Annotated in this window: 13 protein-coding genes; 9 read left to right on the top strand and 4 right to left on the bottom strand. The window is 40.4% G+C overall.

The annotated features are described in order from the left end of the window. Window positions 1-558 precede the first annotated feature (558 nt). The 6 genes from FAZ15_RS12020 (at window position 559) to FAZ15_RS12045 (ending at window position 10,441) form a co-directional block, all read left to right on the top strand. Window positions 559-1,092 carry an RNA polymerase sigma factor gene (locus FAZ15_RS12020; RefSeq protein ID WP_136901545.1) on the top strand — a complete coding sequence of 178 codons (534 nt, stop codon included), beginning with the start codon at window positions 559-561 and terminating at the stop codon, window positions 1,090-1,092. A gap of 48 nt (window positions 1,093-1,140) precedes the next feature. Beyond that, on the top strand, window positions 1,141-2,343 hold the full coding sequence (locus tag FAZ15_RS12025; protein ID WP_136901546.1) for a FecR family protein: 1,203 nt from the start codon (window positions 1,141-1,143) through the stop codon (window positions 2,341-2,343). 205 nt (window positions 2,344-2,548) lie between these two features. Continuing rightward, window positions 2,549-6,169 carry a SusC/RagA family TonB-linked outer membrane protein gene (locus FAZ15_RS12030; RefSeq protein WP_238387234.1) on the top strand — a complete coding sequence of 1,207 codons (3,621 nt, stop codon included), beginning with the start codon at window positions 2,549-2,551 and terminating at the stop codon, window positions 6,167-6,169. Between the two features lie 11 nt (window positions 6,170-6,180). Beyond that, window positions 6,181-7,671, top strand: coding sequence for a RagB/SusD family nutrient uptake outer membrane protein (locus tag FAZ15_RS12035; protein WP_136901548.1), 1,491 nt, complete (start codon window positions 6,181-6,183; stop codon window positions 7,669-7,671). A gap of 18 nt (window positions 7,672-7,689) precedes the next feature. Continuing rightward, a complete protein-coding gene (locus FAZ15_RS12040; protein ID WP_136901549.1) occupies window positions 7,690-9,027 on the top strand; it encodes a substrate import-associated zinc metallohydrolase lipoprotein in 1,338 nt (445 codons plus the stop codon). A 52-nt stretch (window positions 9,028-9,079) separates the two neighbouring features. Then, window positions 9,080-10,441: a DUF4302 domain-containing protein gene (locus FAZ15_RS12045; protein WP_162304931.1), complete on the top strand. Its 1,362-nt coding sequence runs from the start codon at window positions 9,080-9,082 to the stop codon at window positions 10,439-10,441. Window positions 10,442-10,557: 116 nt separating this feature from the next. Here FAZ15_RS12045 and acs read toward each other — a convergent pair whose 3' ends face one another. Next, window positions 10,558-12,474 (bottom strand): acetate--CoA ligase, encoded by a 1,917-nt coding sequence (acs, locus tag FAZ15_RS12050; RefSeq protein WP_136901551.1) that lies wholly within the window; start codon window positions 12,472-12,474, stop codon window positions 10,558-10,560. Between the two features lie 190 nt (window positions 12,475-12,664). Here acs and FAZ15_RS12055 point away from each other — a divergent pair, with 190 nt between their 5' ends. Continuing rightward, window positions 12,665-13,531, top strand: coding sequence for a UbiA prenyltransferase family protein (locus FAZ15_RS12055; RefSeq protein WP_136901552.1), 867 nt, complete (start codon window positions 12,665-12,667; stop codon window positions 13,529-13,531). A 5-nt stretch (window positions 13,532-13,536) separates the two neighbouring features. Here FAZ15_RS12055 and FAZ15_RS12060 read toward each other — a convergent pair whose 3' ends face one another. The 3 genes from FAZ15_RS12060 to rsmA are packed head-to-tail and all read right to left on the bottom strand — an operon-like array spanning window position 13,537 to window position 16,429. Then, on the bottom strand, window positions 13,537-14,478 hold the full coding sequence (locus tag FAZ15_RS12060) for an NAD(P)-dependent oxidoreductase (RefSeq protein WP_136901553.1): 942 nt from the start codon (window positions 14,476-14,478) through the stop codon (window positions 13,537-13,539). 6 nt (window positions 14,479-14,484) lie between these two features. Further along, complete coding sequence (locus FAZ15_RS12065; protein WP_136901554.1) at window positions 14,485-15,648, bottom strand: FAD-dependent monooxygenase; 1,164 nt, start codon at window positions 15,646-15,648, stop codon at window positions 14,485-14,487. Window positions 15,649-15,652: 4 nt separating this feature from the next. Beyond that, window positions 15,653-16,429 (bottom strand): 16S rRNA (adenine(1518)-N(6)/adenine(1519)-N(6))-dimethyltransferase RsmA, encoded by a 777-nt coding sequence (gene rsmA / locus FAZ15_RS12070; RefSeq protein ID WP_136901555.1) that lies wholly within the window; start codon window positions 16,427-16,429, stop codon window positions 15,653-15,655. Window positions 16,430-16,702: 273 nt separating this feature from the next. Between rsmA and FAZ15_RS12075 the strand changes: the two genes are divergently transcribed. Continuing rightward, a complete protein-coding gene (locus FAZ15_RS12075; RefSeq protein WP_136901556.1) occupies window positions 16,703-17,047 on the top strand; it encodes a hypothetical protein in 345 nt (114 codons plus the stop codon). Window positions 17,048-17,167: 120 nt separating this feature from the next. Continuing rightward, window positions 17,168-18,223: a 4-hydroxythreonine-4-phosphate dehydrogenase PdxA gene (pdxA, locus tag FAZ15_RS12080; RefSeq protein ID WP_136901557.1), complete on the top strand. Its 1,056-nt coding sequence runs from the start codon at window positions 17,168-17,170 to the stop codon at window positions 18,221-18,223. The last annotated feature ends 7 nt before the right edge of the window (window positions 18,224-18,230 follow it).

Raw genomic sequence — 18,230 nt, forward strand, 5'->3', positions numbered from 1 at the left:
GTTCGTGATTTCTATATTGTATTATAATAATTAGCCGAGGATATTATTGAGTTCCCTGACACTATCTCCATATGAAATAATATAACCCCCTAAGTCGTCTAACTTCTACTCTTCATCATATTTCTATGTGGTATATTTTAGCTTTCGATTTTATCAGATAATACCTGAAAAAAGCTCTGGAGAAAGTATTAAACAAAACAAAAGAGGTGTTATTTGTAATGTTGCTCTAAAATTTAAATCTTTAGAAGATGAAATAGTTAATTATCTATTAACTTTGTTTTAAAAGTATAAAAAAATGTAGTCGATAAGGGGAAATATCTAAGAATATCTTTAATTAACTTGTGTTTTTTTTGGCGAATTTTAGATAATATGTGTAAAATTTATTTGTAGGAAAGGTTGTTGGTGAGTTTTTAATAAGCAGCAATGAATAAGGTGTGTCTTTTGTGTATTTTTTACCAATCTTGTTGAAATGTTTAATATATTAGTATATTTACCTATAATTGATCATTTATTAACATTTTTTACAGGTGTCGGTAGGGTGGAAGGAGAGTGATATATATGAGTGAGCGAACAAAAGAAGAAGTTCTGTTTAGAAAGTATTACAAAAGTTTATGTCATTTTGCTTGGGAGATGACTTCGGACATGTTGGTGGCAGAGGACGTGGTGTCTGATGCGTTCTTAGTTTATTTCAAACAGAAAGATCGTATATCTGAGGAAGAGGCTGCCATTAAAAACTTTTTATACTCAACAGTTCGCTTTTCCTGTTATAATTTAGCCCGACAACGGAAGATTGTCAATCGATATTGGGAGAAAAATGAATATTTGGATCATTACGATAGTGAGATTGAAAACAATATTATCCGTTCGGAGGTGCTTGCTGAGATCCTGTCTATTGTAGCAACGTTACCCAATGCCTGTCAGCAGGTTTTCAGAAAGGGGTATCTGGAAGGCTTGTCCAATGCGGAGATCGCTGAAGAAATGGGGATACGCGTCAATACGGTAAAAACCCAAAAACAGCGCGGAATGCAAGTGCTCATCCAAAAGTTAAACCCTGAATTTTTAGCCCTTTTCATCCTTTTTATAAAAAATTAATTTTTTTTGTGGTTCTAATCTGCCGTGAATGTTTCTATATACTGTAATATGGAAACTAATCGCGACCGAATCGCTAAATTATTAATCGGGTATCTAAAAAACAATCTCTCCAAAGAGCAAGAGGCTGAATTCATGGTCTGGTTGGAGAAAGATGATCGAAATAAAGCTTTACTAGAAGAGTTTAAAAAAACTGCTGAGGTGGAGGCAAGGCTCAAAGCATTGGCGGCTTTTGACGAAAACACAGCGTGGCAACGCTTGCGTCAAAAGTTTGAAGATCCTGTACCCATGGTTCCAAAAGCTGCGCGTACCCGCTCTGTCCGATTGGTCGCTGTCCTCTCTGCAGCCTCAATCTTACTCCTTTTTACTTTTTCATGGCTGTTCTATTCGAAAACCTTGGATAAAACGCTCGACTTAGTACTAGAAACGGAACGCGCAGTTGATGTGCAGCCGGCAAGTAGTGGCGCACAGCTTATCTTGGCTGATGGCGAAACGATCTCGCTAAATACCGAAGTCGTGACAGAGAAAAGGAATGGTGTAAAGCTAGTTCATGACGGAGAGGAAATGCATTATACCACTGACACATCCATTCCGGATCAGAAAACGAAATACAACACATTAGTCGTACCCAAGGCGTCCTTCTTTCGTATGGTTTTGGCGGATGGTACCAAGGTTTGGGTCAATGCCATGTCTAAGCTCCGTTTTCCTGTCGTATTTTCCTCTTCCGAAAGACGGATATTCTTAGAAGGAGAAGCCTATTTTGAAGTGGCACACGAAGCGGATCGACCGTTTGTTGTCGATGTAGACGGGGAGAGGAGCATCAAGGTTCTAGGTACGCACTTCAATGTCAATACCTATCACCACAGGTTATACGCGACACTGGCCGAGGGGAAGGTAGAGGTTTTTGCCGGGAACCAGAGCAATGTATTGATGCCGGGGCAAAAGGCATACGTTGTCCGAGACCAGATCAACGTGAGAAATGCGGATCTGAAAAGGGATTTAGCTTGGAAGAACGGTGAGTTCTATTTCAAAGATGACAATCTCGTGCAGATTGCTCACCAGCTGTCACTTTGGTATGATTTGGATATTCGCTTTGGGGCGTCAGTTTCTACAACAAAAACCTATTCCGGATCAATAGGACGAGATGTAAACCTATCTGAAGTATTGGATCTACTTTCTTATGCAACAAAACTGTCCTTCGAGGTAGAGGGACGAAAACTAACAATATCGGAAACCGAAATGAGAAGAATATGAAAGAAAAATTACACAACGAGTAAAGAACTGAAATAAAAAAGCAGGGATGTAGCAGCATCCCCGCAAGATTTGTTTGAGTCCGCTCAATTTGATTGAAAAAAAATATTTATTAACCCAAACAACCAAATGTATGAATAACTTTTCACTTGGGAAAGAGTGTCGTGCCCAATGGAGGCATCTCTGTTCCCAGGATCTGTACTTAAAAATGAAGATAGCCCTATTTTTGATGTTTCTGCTGGTGACCGCTGTGCAAGCCAATGGTTTAGCGCAACGGGTGTCGTTATCTGCATCCAGCATGAAAATAGAAGATTTTTTCTCAGAAATCTCTCGACAAACCAACCATCGGTTTTTCTATAGTAGTGAAGTAGCTAGGACTGCCGGGAAGGTCCGCGTTGACCTCCGTAACGTCTCGGTAGAAGAAGCTTTGAGAAGAGTTCTTGACCAGAACAAATTTGAGTTTAAAGTGATCGCAGGAACGGTCACTATAAATCTTAAGGAAAATAGCAAAGGAGCTATACGCCCTTTGGAGGCTCAGCAGCAGAATACCGTTATGGGATCTGTTAAGGATTCGTCGGGTAAGCCCCTTTCCGGAGCTTCGATTAGCGTAAAGGGAGCCAATCGCTTAGCGGTGTCTGCCTCCGATGGATCTTTTAGTATCGAGGCTTCTCCGACTGCAACTCTAGTGATCGTTTATGTTGGCTACCAAACTGTTGAAATTCCTGTCCAGAACAGAGCCAATGTCAATATCGTTTTGGAAGAAGTTTCATCGGAAATCGATGCCGTAGATGTTGTAGCTACGGGGTATCAGAATCTGGATAGAAGATTGTTTACAGGAGCAACTTCAAAAATCGATGCTAAGGATGCTGAACGAGTTGGTATCCCTGATGTCTCACGAATGCTCGAAGGACAAGCTGCCGGTGTTACTGTTCAAAATGTATCGGGAACGTTTGGTGCAGCACCTAAAATAAGGGTGCGGGGAGCCACATCAATAAGTGGTGACAATAAGCCATTATGGGTAATTGATGGTATTGTATTGGAAGATGTCGTGAATATCTCCAATGATCAATTGTCTACTGGAGATGCAAATACCTTGATAGGTTCTTCTGTAGCAGGATTGAATCCAGATGATATAGAATCTTTCTCTATTCTAAAAGATGCTGCGGCAACAGCAATGTATGGTGCTCGTGCGATGAATGGAGTTATAGTGGTAACCACAAAAAAGGGGAAAATAACCGCAGGACAGCCTCATCTTTCGTATACGGCAAATCTAACAAGTTACCTGAAGCCGAATTATTCGGATTATAATATTATGAACTCCGCAGATCAGGTTGAGTTGTATCTGGAGATGGAGAGCAAAGGTTATTTGAATCAAGCTGATGTAGTTGGTTCGTCAAACTGGGGAGTATTCGGTAAGATGTACGATATGATGTACCAGGTAGATCCTATCACGAATGACTATGCTTTGGTACAATCGCCGGAAGCTCGGTCTGCGTATTTACGCTCAGCCGCGTTACGGAATACGGATTGGTTTGATGTGCTTTTTCGTAATTCATTGTTGCAAGAGCATTCAATAAGCCTTTCTTCAGGAACCGAAAAATCACAGATTTACGCATCGACCAGTTTTCTTCAAGATCATGGCTGGACCATTGCAGATAAAGTGAAAAGATTTACCGGAAATGTTAGGGGTAATTTTAAACTATCTTCAAAAGTGCAGGCAGAGCTATTGGCGACAGGTTCGATACGTGATCAGATATCTCCCGGCACAGAAGGCCGTGTTACGAATGTCGTGTCGGGACAATACGAAAGAAATTTTGATAATAACCCATTTTCATTTGCTTTAAATACCAGTAGAGCTTTAGCTGCATTTGATGAGAATGGTAATAATGTATTTTATCAGAAAAATTATGCGCCATTCAGCATCTTACATGAGCTCGAAAATAACACATTGCAGACTAGTGGACTTGATTTTAAGGTGCAGGGCAATATCAGTTGGAAAATATTACCTACATTAAAATATGCATTTGACGGTGCATATCGTTATGTGAAAACGAAACAGGAACACCGTGTACTGGAAACGGCAAATGCTGCTGAAGCGTATCGCGCGGGAACAGAATATGATCCGCGAGGTAAAAATTCAATTATTATCGGAAATAATAGATTACTATGGACGGATCCGGATAATCCTTCTTTTGAACCGGTTTCCATTATGCCTTATGGTGGAGTATACAGGTCAAGTGATGTGTCTCTCGTGAACTATTATATGCGGAATAGTTTAAACTGGAATACGCGTTTTGGAGAGAAACACGATGTTGATTTTTTCGGAACAGCTGAAATTCGATTTTTAGACCGACAAAATTCGTGGTTTGACGGTGTGGGATATCAATACGATAAAGGAGGAGTTGTTTATTTCGACCCTAATTATTTTAAGAAACTGTCATTGAGCAATGATGATTATTACGGCATGGGCTACGAATGGGATCGTTATGTGGCTTTTATGGCTAGGGGAGCTTATGCTTATGATGATAAATATTCCGTTAATGCTACTGTACGATATGATGGTTCGAATAAGTTAGGTACGTCACGCACGGCACGTTGGCTTCCTACATGGAATATCAGTGGCGCTTGGAATTTGGATCAGGAATCGTTCTTTGAACCGATAGAATCATGGATGAGTCAAGCCAGAGTTCGTGCTACTTACGGTTTGGTAGCCAGTATGGGGGCTGCGACTAACTCAGCCGCGATTTTTAGAAATACGAATACAGAACGTCCATTCTTTGTAGATAGGGAAAGCATAATAGGAATATCCTCTCTGGAAAATTCGGAATTGACTTGGGAAAAGCAATACGAGACGAATCTAGGTTTCGATTTGGGATTTCTTAATAACCGGTTGACCTTAACAGTCGATCTTTATAAAAGAAAACAATTTGACCTTATAGGTTTATTCCGTACCTCGGGTATAGATGGACAAGCATCAAAGTATGCAAACTATGCCGATATGGATTCCAAAGGGATGGAATATACCGTACAATATAAAATACTCAATCGCACAGATTGGAAATGGAATGTACGTACTAATCTGGCTTATCACAAGAATCGGGTTACAAGCCTACAAAATAGACCACGTATATGGGATGTTGTCAGACAAGAAGGAGGGGCATTGGAAGAGTATCCTGTAAGAGGGTTGTTTTCGATTAAGTTTGATAAGTTAGGAGAGAACGGATTGCCTTATTTTTTCAATGAAAGCAATGGTTTGACTACAAATGTAAATATGCAGAGTACGACAGTAGATTATCTGGATTATCATGGTCCATTGGATGCTACTTTGGCAGGTGGTTTTTTTAATTCGATTGCCTACAAGGGTTTGAGCTTAGGGGCTTTGTTTACATTCAGTGCTGGAAATTATGTTCGGTTAACGCCGTCTTTTAGATCAAGTTATACAGATGTGGATGCCGTGAATAATGCCTTGCTTTCCAGGTGGCTTATCTACGGAGACGAACGTTATACGACAGCACCGGTTGTGGTTGGTAAGTCCGGGGGAAGTACTATTGCAGGTTATCCTTTTAACAATTACAACTATTCGAATGTCAGAGTTGCAAAGGGAGATTTTATTCGTTTGAAACAAGTTATGATGACTTATCAAATTCCGTCAGCTCTTACAAGTAAGTTCTGGGCTAGAACGGCTTCGGTATCTTTTGTTGCGAACAATTTGTGGTTGTTATATTCCGATGCAGCCCTACAGGGACAGGATCCGGAATTCTTTGAGTCGGGAGGTGTTTCATTGCCTATTCAAAGACAGTTTTCGTTATCACTTAAGTTTGGGTTTTAAAAAATTGAAATATGAAAGTAGTTAATAAGATTGTTATTGCTTTTCTGGCTGTATGTTCTTTTGTCCTTTCAGGATGTGAGAAGTTTTTGGAACAAGAACCCGATATGCGTACAACGATTAATAGTGTAGAAAAAGTAAAGGCCTTGGTCTCGACAGCTTATCCCACGGGTAGTTATTATACCTTTATGGAAGCCGCCTCTGATAATGCAGAAGATAAGGGGCCTTTGGGGTCGGGAGTATATGCCTATGAAATAAACCGAACTCCTTATATGTTTGAGGAGACTACAGCCGAAACGGGGACGGATTCGCCAACTAATTATTGGAATAGAGCGTACCAAGCGATTGCGGCGGCTAATCATGCTTTGCATGCCATCGCTGAAAATAACTTTGATGCGAAAGTATTACCTTATAAAGGAGAAGCTCTTGTCTGCAGGGCATATGCTCACTTTATGCTAGTGACCTTATTTGCGCGTGCTTATGACCCCGCGACTGCCGATAATTATCCAGGCATACCTTATGTTGTGGAGCCGGGTAAGGTGGTACAGGCTCAATACGACCGAAAAACAATATCATACGTCTACGATATGATAGAAAAAGATTTGAAAGAAGGCCTACCGTTGATATCTGATGCTGCTTATGAAGTGCCGAGATTTCATTTTAATGTTGCTGCTGCACATGCTTTTGCTGCTCGTTTTTATTTATTTAAGAAAGACTATGAAAAAGTCGTTGAACATGCCAATAAAGTTGCTCCTAGTGGAAACTATCAAAACTCGTTGCGCGAATGGATTAGCACGTATAATTCCTGGGAAACCGACCAAATGCGAATAAATTACCTGCGTTCTAATGAACCTGCAAATCTTTTATTGGCACAAACCACATCATGGTGGGGCAGAAGGTATTATTATTATCGTTTTGGCTTAACGTTTAATTTGAATAGAAATTTAATGTCGGTTGCTAATGTGACGGGAAAAGCGTGGGGGCAACGTACGTCGTCCTATAGCAACAGTACAAATATCAGGCATAACAAATTTACAGAGTTTTTTGTGTATTCTACCTCAGGCACTGGTTCAGCACGAATAATGGCTCCCTTATTATCTGCGGAAGAAGCCTTGTTCAATCGAGCTGAAGCGTATGCATATTTAGGGGATTATGACAAAGCCCTCGAAGATCTTAATCTTTATGCAAGCAAAAGAATTACTAGCTTTAATTCTACTACCGATCGAGTGACTTATACCAAGTTGGAAAATTTCTATAAAACATCTGATCCCAGAGAAGGTATTGTTAAGACGATATTGGACTTCAAGCGTGCAGAGTTTGTTCAGGAAGGATTGCGTTGGTTGGACATTCTCCGCCATAAGATTACCGTAGAGCATAAAGTCCTGGATACAGATGGTGTGACCGTAGTACAGACGATAACCATTGATTCGGACGATCCGAGAAGAATGTTCCAATTGCCTCCCGAAGTAACGTTGGCGGGTATTGAACAAAATCCAAGAAAATAACCTTAATAGAATGATGTTATGAAAAAATATTTAATTATAGGCACCTTATTCTTCTTCGTATTACTAAACGGATGTAGGAAGGCTGAAGATTTAACTAATCAAGTCGATAGGTTGGATTTTATTGGTGACCAGTTTGCATTGAATGGAGCCATAGACGAATGGTTATATGAAAAATTTACGCAGCCTTATAATATTCGCGTACAATATAAATGGGATAGATCGGAAGTAGACCTTAGTAAAACAATCACTCCCATAGATGAGGAAAAAGTACGTCCTCTTGCAGAATATATCCTTAAGTACTATCTAGAACCTTATGCGGCGGAGGCGGGGGAGTTTTTTATCAAAAAATATCCTGCTAAGCAATATCTTTTTGTGGGAAGCGCCGAGCATAATTCCAATGGTACGGTTACATTAGGTTCGGCAGATAAGGGACGCAAGGTCGTTTTATATAGGCTCAACGAGATAGATCCGAACAATTGGAGCGCTGTGGAGCGTATGTTAAAGACGGTACATCATGAGTTTGCCCATATTCTGGATCAAAATAGAAGGATAACAGCAGAATATGGTCTATTGAATAAAGCAGACTATGTAGAAGACCTTTGGCCGAATTTAACAGATCAACAGGCGTTAGATTTAGGTTTTATAACACGTTATGCTGGAAGTGAGCCTAGTGAAGATTTTGCGGAGATGGTGGCAGTTTTGCTGCTGTATGGGCAAGAATTTTTTGATAGTCAGGTAGCATTGGCTAATGCTAATGGTAGAGCCAAGATTAAGCAAAAGGAAGATATGGTTGTAGAATATTTTTCGTCTCAGTGGGGAATCAATTTTCGTTCTCTGCAACAGCGAATAGCAGACTTGAAGCCTGAGGTTCCGCCGACTCCGTTGCCCGATTTTCTGGATACATTTGGAGAAGGTAAAAGTTATACTTATTTGCAATTTGAATCCGCAGAATATTCGGATGAGTTTCAAGCAATTTGGGATGATATCAAGAACGAGACGGTGGTAGAGGTCGACCGTCATATTGCTTATATGCGGTTATATGTGCTAGCAACCGGGCAGTTACAAGTTCGTGTTTATAGATACCCTGCCGGATCAGGACAGACCGGATCCGTTACTTATAGTAGCCTCTATTTTGATGTTGCGACGGATACAGATGATATAGTCACATTTACGTATGCCACTTCTGGTTCGAGCGCGGCCCTTCGGACAAACTCGGATAATTTAGTGAATTTTATCACGGGACACAAGTTTGTCTGGTCGTGGAAAGATAGTGATCTGACACATGGCGGATTATATGTGGTCGATAATAATGGCGAACGAACAGGCGTCTCTCTGGTCGGGGAACCGAGGAGTTAAAATGATAAAACTTTATAAAATTTTCAATATGTTTCATAAAACAAACAAAAACATGAAAAGGATAGGGATAATAATGAGTTTTGTTTTTGTGCTGGGAATGATGTTCTCCTGCACAAAAACGGAGAGCCAATTTATAGATGAGAAGACACCGAATGAGCGGTATTCAGAATTTATCACGGAAGTGCGGGCAATTTTACAGTCTTCCGAATACGGATGGATTGGTATGCTGAGAACACCGCGAAATGACAAGGGATTTTCTGTATTTATGGATTTTAAAGAAGATAATCGCGTTGTGATGTATTCAGATTTTAATACCACAACCAGCAACACTCCAAAAGAGAGTTCGTTTGGTTTTAGAAACACAGGCATACCTTCTCTTATTTTTGATACATACAATTATATTCATTTACTGGCTGATCCCAATTCAGATATCAATTCCGGAACATCCGGATCGGGGTTATATGCCGACTTTGAATTCTCTATTCGTAAAGTCTCTGCAGATACCATTGTACTGAGAGGTAATTTGAATAATAATGACTTCTTGCTTGTACGACTTAAACAAGATGAAAAAGATAAATTGGTAAATGGTGTCTTAACAGATGATATAAACCTTTTTCAAAATTATTTTGCTTCTGCGGAAAATAATTACATTGAATTAAATATCGACGGTGAAAGCAGGAAATTGGCAATAGATTATGTAGATAACAGGGGTGTTGCCTTTCAGGTTATGGAAGGTTCCAAGATCGTCAGTTTTGCTGGACCTTTATACTATGCTTTAAATGAAATCAAACTAGGAAAGGAAAACACATACAAAGGAGTAACTTTTGTTCGGGCATACTTTAAGGAAGTCGACAAACTGTTTATTGTTGATGATGCTGGTAAAGAATATGAGGTATTGGCAGCAAGTTCTCCGATTATCCCCTTGCCTCCGTTTTTGGATAGTTTTGGGGATGGTAAACGGTATTATAGTGCTGAATTCAGACCGAATACAGCGAATGCTTATTTCCAACCAATATGGAATGCGATACAAAATGAATCTATCACAAAGGCAGATCGCCACATTGGTTACCTTCGTATGTCTTTGTTGACAGATGGACAGTTGTATATACGTATCTATCGTTATGCAGCAGGTGCGGGTACTACGGGATCTGCATCGTTTTCACGGCTGTATTATAATCCTGTAAACAACAGTGATGGAAGTGTGAGTTATACATATATCGCTACTGGTAGCGATGGTGGTGCATCAAGTTCCGCTTTGAGAAGTACATCGCTGGAGCTGGAAGCATTTTTACGTGACAATAAATTTGTCTGGGATTGGAAAAATAAGACAATGACAGAGGGAGGTCTGTTTGTTATTGATGCTAATGGAGAAAAGACTGGAGTAGCCCTTACGGGAATACTAGGAACGAGCTAATTTATATCCATGTAAAAAACTTGCTCTTAATATGTAAAGAGCTTGAGGATGCATTTAATCCCGAGAATAGAAGGTAAAACAAGAGAGGGGCGATATTTTATCGCCCCTCTCTTGTTTTACTTCCTAATTTTTTCAGCTCCCTGAATAATCGCTTCGACCACTGTTGGATCTTGCAGTGTGGAGGTGTCGCCAAGACTTGAAAGCTCGTTTTCTGCAATCTTGCGCAAAATGCGACGCATGATCTTACCTGATCTTGTTTTCGGTAACTCATTTACAAATTGGATAATATCTGGCTTGGCGATGGCGCCAATCAGACGGGTTACCGTTTGTAAGATATCTTTACGTGTGCTTTCTTCGTCGATGTGGTGATTCGCAATGACATAGGCGTAGATTCCCTGCCCCTTAACCGGATGTGGATAACCGACGATAGCCGATTCAACGACATCCGAGTGCATGTTTATGGCATTTTCGACTTCCGCAGTACCAATGCGGTGGCCTGAAACATTCAACACATCATCCACACGGCCAGTGATGCGGTAGTAGCCCTCCGGACTTCTATAGCAGCCGTCGCCCGTAAAATAATTGTTTTCATAGGTGGAGAAATACGTCTGTTTACAGCGTTCATGATCGCCCCAAGTGGTACGTAACATACCTGGCCATGGAAATTTAATGCAGAGATTTCCGGATACATCGTTACCTTCAATCTCCTGTCCGTTCTCGTCCATCAAACAAGGCTGAACTCCCGGAAGGGGTAACATCGCATAGCTTGGGATGGTCGGTGAAATACCTGCCATAGGTGCTATTAATATCCCACCGTTCTCTGTTTGCCACCAGGTATCCGCTATCGGCGCTTTGCCTTTACCTATTTTATCATGGTACCACTGCCAAGCCTCTTCGTTAATCGGCTCTCCAACGGATCCCAGTTTTTTGATGCTGCTGAGATCGTATTTGTCCACAAACTCATCTCCAAATACCATCAACGAACGGATCGCGGTAGGTGCGGTGTACAGAATATTTACCTTGAATTTGTCGACGATATCCCAGAACCTGCCCGCATCGGGAAAAGTAGGGATACCTTCAAACAGCAGTGAAGTGGCTCCTTGAGAGAGTGGCCCGTAGACAATATAAGAATGTCCCGTAATCCATCCAATATCTGCTGTACAGAAATAGACTTCATCGGGTTGATATTGGAATACATTAGAAAAAGTATATCCCGTATATACCATGTATCCACCTGTCGTATGTACAACGCCTTTTGGTTTACCCGTTGATCCCGATGTATAAAGGATAAAAAGTGTGTCTTCCGCATCCATCTCTTCCGCAGGACACGACGGATTTCCTTGTGTCTCTACTTTTTTGATTTCGTCTTCCCACCACACATCTCTGCCTTTGATCATCGATACTGGTGTACGCGTACGTGTCAACACGATTACTTTTTCAACCGTCTTGCATTGCATCAGCGCATCATCCACGATGGATTTCAGTTCTAATACTTTCGTGCCGCGGAAACCGCCATCTGAAGTAATCACCAGTTTACAGTTGGCATCATTGATCCGGTCTGCAATGGATTGTGCCGAAAATCCACCAAATACAACCGAATGTATGGCGCCAATACGGGCGCATGCTAATACAGCAATGACTAATTCGGGTACCATCGGTAAGTAAATACATACGCGGTCGCCTTTACGGATATTGTTGTTCTTTAAGACATGAGCAAATTGTTCTACTTTTTGCAACAACTGCTTGTACGAAAGGATACGGTGTGCTTCATTCGGATCATTCGGCTCCCAGATGATTGCGGGTTTGTCGCCCTGGCTATAGATGTGGCGGTCTAGACAGTTTTCTGTAATATTAAGCTTACCTCCTTCAAACCATTTAATGTCTGGCTCGGTAAAATTCCAATTCAGTACATTCGTCCATTTTCTCTTCCAGAAAAAATTCTCCGCAATTTCTCCCCAAAATTGTTCCGGATGATCAACGCTTTTTTTGTAAGCTTCTTGATACGCTTCAAAAGAATTAATTTGAAAACTCATCTTTTTTTATTAAAATTTATAGGTCTATACTATTTTTACATTAAAACTTATTTGTTCCTGCCATATATTTATTATAAACGGCAAGTAAGTTCTTATGTGAGCTAATTTAATTTTTTTTGATGTCAATTACTAATTTTCGTAATATTCATCCTAGGATGGTACTGTTAAATGGCCTGATAAAAACGACGAAATGCGTGTAGCCAAGAACGTATATTATTTCTTTATTTTTAGCAATCTGCTAATTGGTTCGGCCGCATACATGCAATGTGCGCTGACCTATATCATTCTGAATAAACCCTACAATCCACATATTTTAATGGTCGAAGGAACAGCTACGCTGCTATTATATAACTTCAGTTTGTTGTTGTCTAAACCTAAACATCCACATGAAGCGCCTTACTTACGGACGAGATGGGTCTTCAAAAATGAATGGTTGCTGTGGACGAATAGTATTCTTGCTTCTATACTGTTGGCTTATGCTTTAATGGAAGTTCATCTGTATACAATTTTCTTTTTGGCAGGAATAGGTTTGCTAAGTTTAAGTTATGCACTGCCTCTTTTTAAGGTGAATGGGGTGCGGGGAGGATTGCGGCAGTTACCCGGACTCAAACTTTTTCACATAGCAATCATCTGGTCTTTAAGTAGTGTTGGTTTGCCGGTAGTACAGCTATGGGCGGAAGGGGATAGCATGGATTGGTATGCAGCGAACTATTTAGGGGTCACCAAAGTCATCTTTTTACTGCTTTGTACCTTACCCTTTGATATACGGGATATGCGACAAGATTCATACTACCACCTCAAAACTATTCCCAATCTATTGGGCGAGAAAAAATCTATTCGATTGTGCTATACCCTCGTGTTGGTGCATTCGATACTCGTGCTGTGCTCTCCTTACGAAGGTTATATAAAAATCGGCCTCTTAATTACCAATTTGTTTATCGTGTTGGCCATGCGGTTTATGATATTTCCGCACATTAAACAGTTTCACCATGTGTATCTCTTGGATATGGCACTGATCATCCAATTCCTGATCTGCAGTCTAATCCTGTATTTATAGCACATTTAAGGATTTCGATGGTTCAGGTACTCGAGTACTTTATCCACCAAAATATCAGATAATTTGTAATAACTTTCAAAAGTCCATCCTGCGACGTGTGGACTTAGTAAAACGTTATCTCTTGAAATCAAATCGGAGTACCACTCTTGTTGACCAAGAGCTGGAAACTTCTCTGTAGGTAATACATCAAATGCGGCCCCTAGAATTTTACCGTTGTCAAGAGCTTTTATGACGGCAGGTATATGTGCAATGCCTCCACGGGCACCCATTAAAAAAAAGATGGGCTTTCGAAAGTGAAATAGGTATTCATCATCCACGAGATTCCTTGTTTCTTTTGTTAAAGGGATATGGAAACTAACCACATCCGCTTGTTTTACAATTTCTTCCATTGATACCTCCCGAGCATATGCATCCGAGAAACCAGTTTTATATTTGTCATAAGCAATTATATTCACATCAAACCCGGATAGTTTTTTTGCCATCGCCTGTCCATTGTTGCCATAACCTATTAATGCGACCGTTCGTCCTTTAAGTTCGTAGCCCCGATTTTCTTCACGCAGCCACTTCCCTTCGGCGATTTCACGATTTCCACGGTTGAGATTATTCATTAAACTCAGCAGCATGCCGATCATATGCTCGCCAACAGCATCCCGGTTTCCTTCATTGGCACTGATTAAGGTGATTCCTTTTTGCGCAGCATGTTCCTCATCGATGTTATCCATTCCTGCTCCTGAACGGCCAATAAACCTTAGTTCCGGTGCCAGATCTATAAATTCTCGATCTACCTGAAATTTTGAACGTATGATCAGACCCGTATAAAGCGAGATGCATTTTTCTGCCTCAGCTCTACTTATGGTTGGCGCATAGGAATATCGGATTCTTTCTCTGTCTAGCTTCTCCAACAGGACAGGGTGCACATCGTCAACGATAAGGATATTGGTGCTCATAATTAGTTACTTATTGATGCTCATAAAATCAACGGAAAGGAGTTTTTCTAAATTTGCTTGACTCATCTTCGAGGGTATATTTTTTAGAATGGTGTTGCGTAGTGAGATCATAAATGGATTCTCCCATTGGGCTACCTCTCCAATACGTTTTGACGTTGTTGTAATATATCTTGTGCGTTGAAGTCTTCTTTTTTCGAAGGATAGAAAAGCCTTTGGAACGGATGCTTTATCAGTAAGTTCATCCATCAACACGGCTACGTCTTCCAGTGCCTGGCAGGCTCCTTGTCCCATATTAGGTGTCGTCGCGTGGCCTGCATCTCCCAACAGGAGAATATTGCCATAGGCAAGATGTTGCAATGGTTTGATATCCACAATGTCGTTCCATATCAGATCGGCATCTTGTGTATTAGATAATATTTCGGGGATCGGATCGTGGTAATGACTGAAGTGACGTTGTAAATCTGCTATCCTATAATTTCTATAGGTCTCGTTCTGATACGTAGCATTGATACATGCGTACCAGTAGATGCGGTTATGGGTGAGTGGTGTCATTCCAAATCGTCCTTTTTGACCCCAGGTTTCACTTCCATGTTTTAACGCAATCGTGCTATTGTCGATCGTAGCCCGCCAGCAGGTATAACCTGCATAACGCGGAACAGCGCTACGTATCAGTTGCTGACGTAGCGGAGATTTAACGCCATCGGCAATGATAAGATATTTGGTATGATGCATTGTGCCGTCGGCAAAGTGAATGGTAATGACTCCTTCCTTTTGGTTGAGATCTATTGCTTTTTTGCCAAAATGTAGTGATTGTGCCTTTACTTGAGACAACAGGTAAAGGTGTAGATCAGCGCGATGGATGGCAAAATTTTGCTGGTTGTATTTCTGACTTAATGTTTTCGTATTCGGGGCTACTAAGACTTTTCCTTTGTCGTCTAAAATTTTATAGGAATCCAGGTGATGCCCTAGTTTTTCGATGTCTTCCCGGATGCCTAAATATTCCAACGCCTGCATCGCATTTGCCGCTAAACCAAATCCTGCTCCAATCCCTTTTAGTTGATCTGCCTGCTCAAATAGTGAAAAATTCATGCTATTGTTTTGGAGGCCTATGGCCGCGGCTAATCCAGCGACACCTCCTCCAATAATTGTAAATTCACTATCTATATCCATCACACTATGCGTTAGTAATTTCGTTTGTCAATTGTACAAAATTTTCTACACTTAAACGTTCTGCCCGTAATTCGTATAGCGGATTGTCGCTCATCTTATCTTTTGGAATAACACCGGATAATGAATTCCTTAGCGTCTTGCGACGTTGATTGAATCCGGCCTTTACTACTCGCCAAAATAGTTTTTCATCGCAATCCAGAACTGTTCTGGAATTGCGTGTCATGCGCATCACTCCTGATAATACTTTTGGGGGTGGATTAAAAGCGCCTGCTTTTACCGTGAAAAGGTATTCTACATCGTAGTAGGCTTGTAGAAAAACACTTAGTATTCCATATTCCTTACTGCCCGGTTTAGCCACACATCGTTCGGCAACTTCTTTTTGAAACATACCGACCATCTGAACCACGCGATTTCGCTCCTCCAATATTTTGAATAATATTTGAGAAGAGATGTTGTACGGAAAATTACCGATTACGGCCATTTTATCTCCAAAATACAGATTGAAATCCAACGCCAAAAAATCTCCATGGATTAGGCGGTCGCCTAACTGAGAATACTTATCTGCTAGAAATGTTATGGACTCGTCGTCGACGTCGATTAAGTAGGTTTGGTACTCCTCGTGCTGGAGTAAAAAGTCGGAGAGTACACCCATTCCCGGTCCCACTTCCAACACATGCTTGAATCCCAACGAGGGGCTCAACGCTTCAACAATGCGTTGAGCGGCATTTTTGTCGTTTAGGAAATGTTGTCCGAGGTGTTTCTTTGCGCGTACATTACTCATAATATCTATTTGATACAAAGATACTATTTTATGTTTTGCTACTATCTTAATTTTATTTACAGGCTGTTTAAGTTATAAATGGTTCGTTTTATATCTATAGAACCTTGATAATGAACAACACTTAATAAACGTTTAGCGTACTTGAATATCCTACACGTATCTCTTTTTTAACTAAGGTTTAATAACAAAAAATATTGTCTTTAAATACTGCTAACTAGAGCGATATGGTATCGTTATTGTGCAAGTATTCACATGACATAAAATTATAAACATATGAAAAGGTTAATAAACCTAAGGAATCTCGCTGCTATAGTAGTAGCCGTTTCCATGATGGGGTGGACAAATGTAAATGCGCAGGAGCAAAGCAAAACCATACCTCCTCCTAAAAAGACAAAAGAACTCCTAAAAACACCGAAACGTGAAAATGGTATGCTCGATACCACAAAAAACGTAACGCCTAAAAAATCACTCCCGGATTCTAAAACTGTTCCTTCTCCAAAAATGGAAGATAAGGCAACAGGTGAAAAACACAATGGATTTGATGTCCTGTTAGATAAGGATAAGAAGAAATACTATTTGGATAAAGATGGTAAAAAGGTCTTTCTGGACGGAAAATAATATGTTTTGTTAAAGAAGTAATGTAAGAGTAATGGTTATGCGTAAGAATTCGTAAAACAGCAGAAAGCATTAGTTTTCTGCTGTTTTTTGTTTATTTTTGACCGAATAAAGCTTTAAAAGATGAGTGAAAAATTAAAAGTAGGTATTAGTATAGGCGATATAAATGGAATAGGATTGGAAGTGATTATCAAATCGTTATTGGATAATCGTGTGCTAGAGTATTTTACACCTATAGTCTATGGAAATACTAAAAATGCTTCTTTTCATCGTAAAGCAAATAATATCAACGATTTCAGTTTCAATGTAATCAATGGGGTAGAACAAGCGAACCCGAAACGGGCGAATATGATCAACTGCTGGCAGGAGGATGTTCGGATTACCTTGGGAGAGGAGAATGAGATAGGTGGAAAATATGCCTTTATTTCACTTGAGAGAGCCGTTGAAGATTTAAATGCGGGAAAGATCGATGCATTGATTACAGCTCCTATCAACAAGCATAATATTCAACAAGAGGGATTTACGTTCCCCGGGCATACGGAATACCTGCAAAGTAAGACGAATTCGGATGATGTACTGATGTTTATGATCTGTGATGATCTCCGTATCGGCGTTGTTACCGGACATATTCCTGTTAAAGAGGTTGCGGCTCAGATTACTGAAGAAGCAATATTGAAAAAGCTTCGTTTGATGAATAATAGTCTGAAGACCGACTTTTGGATTCAGAAACCAAAGATTGCCGTATTAGGACTTAATCCTCATGCTGGTGATAACGGTATTATAGGGACCGAAGACGATACAGTTATTCGACCGGCCATCAATAAAGCAAAAGAGGAAGGAATCCTTTGTTTTGGCCCGTATCCAGCGGATGGATTCTTTGTTGCGGATGCGTATCTAAAATTTGATGGTGTGTTGGCGATGTATCACGATCAAGGTTTAATTCCTTTCAAACATATCGCGAATCGTAAGGGTGTAAACTATACCGCTGGCTTACCTATTGTACGCACATCGCCCGATCACGGAACAGGCTATGATATTGCCGGAAAGAATTTAGCTTCTCACGAATCATTCTTGGAAGCGATATTTGCTGCAGTACATATCGTTAAAAATCGCCGAGAACAAGCCGAATTGTCGCAAAATCCATTAACATTTCGTAAACTTTCAAAGGATAGGGATTAATCTATAA

Source organism: Sphingobacterium olei (assembly GCF_005048855.1).
GTDB lineage: Bacteria > Bacteroidota > Bacteroidia > Sphingobacteriales > Sphingobacteriaceae > Sphingobacterium > Sphingobacterium olei.

Coding starts and splice junctions, on each gene's coding strand:
- acs (WP_136901551.1), bottom strand. CDS start 12,474: ATGAGTTTTCAAATTAATTCTTTTGAAGCGTATCAAGAAGCTTACAAA.
- FAZ15_RS12060 (WP_136901553.1), bottom strand. CDS start 14,478: ATGAGCACCAATATCCTTATCGTTGACGATGTGCACCCTGTCCTGTTG.
- FAZ15_RS12055 (WP_136901552.1), top strand. CDS start 12,665: ATGCGTGTAGCCAAGAACGTATATTATTTCTTTATTTTTAGCAATCTG.
- FAZ15_RS12035 (WP_136901548.1), top strand. CDS start 6,181: ATGAAAGTAGTTAATAAGATTGTTATTGCTTTTCTGGCTGTATGTTCT.
- FAZ15_RS12020 (WP_136901545.1), top strand. CDS start 559: ATGAGTGAGCGAACAAAAGAAGAAGTTCTGTTTAGAAAGTATTACAAA.
- FAZ15_RS12030 (WP_238387234.1), top strand. CDS start 2,549: ATGAAGATAGCCCTATTTTTGATGTTTCTGCTGGTGACCGCTGTGCAA.
- FAZ15_RS12045 (WP_162304931.1), top strand. CDS start 9,080: ATGAAAAGGATAGGGATAATAATGAGTTTTGTTTTTGTGCTGGGAATG.
- FAZ15_RS12040 (WP_136901549.1), top strand. CDS start 7,690: ATGAAAAAATATTTAATTATAGGCACCTTATTCTTCTTCGTATTACTA.
- FAZ15_RS12075 (WP_136901556.1), top strand. CDS start 16,703: ATGAAAAGGTTAATAAACCTAAGGAATCTCGCTGCTATAGTAGTAGCC.
- FAZ15_RS12025 (WP_136901546.1), top strand. CDS start 1,141: ATGGAAACTAATCGCGACCGAATCGCTAAATTATTAATCGGGTATCTA.
- FAZ15_RS12065 (WP_136901554.1), bottom strand. CDS start 15,648: ATGGATATAGATAGTGAATTTACAATTATTGGAGGAGGTGTCGCTGGA.
- pdxA (WP_136901557.1), top strand. CDS start 17,168: ATGAGTGAAAAATTAAAAGTAGGTATTAGTATAGGCGATATAAATGGA.
- rsmA (WP_136901555.1), bottom strand. CDS start 16,429: ATGAGTAATGTACGCGCAAAGAAACACCTCGGACAACATTTCCTAAAC.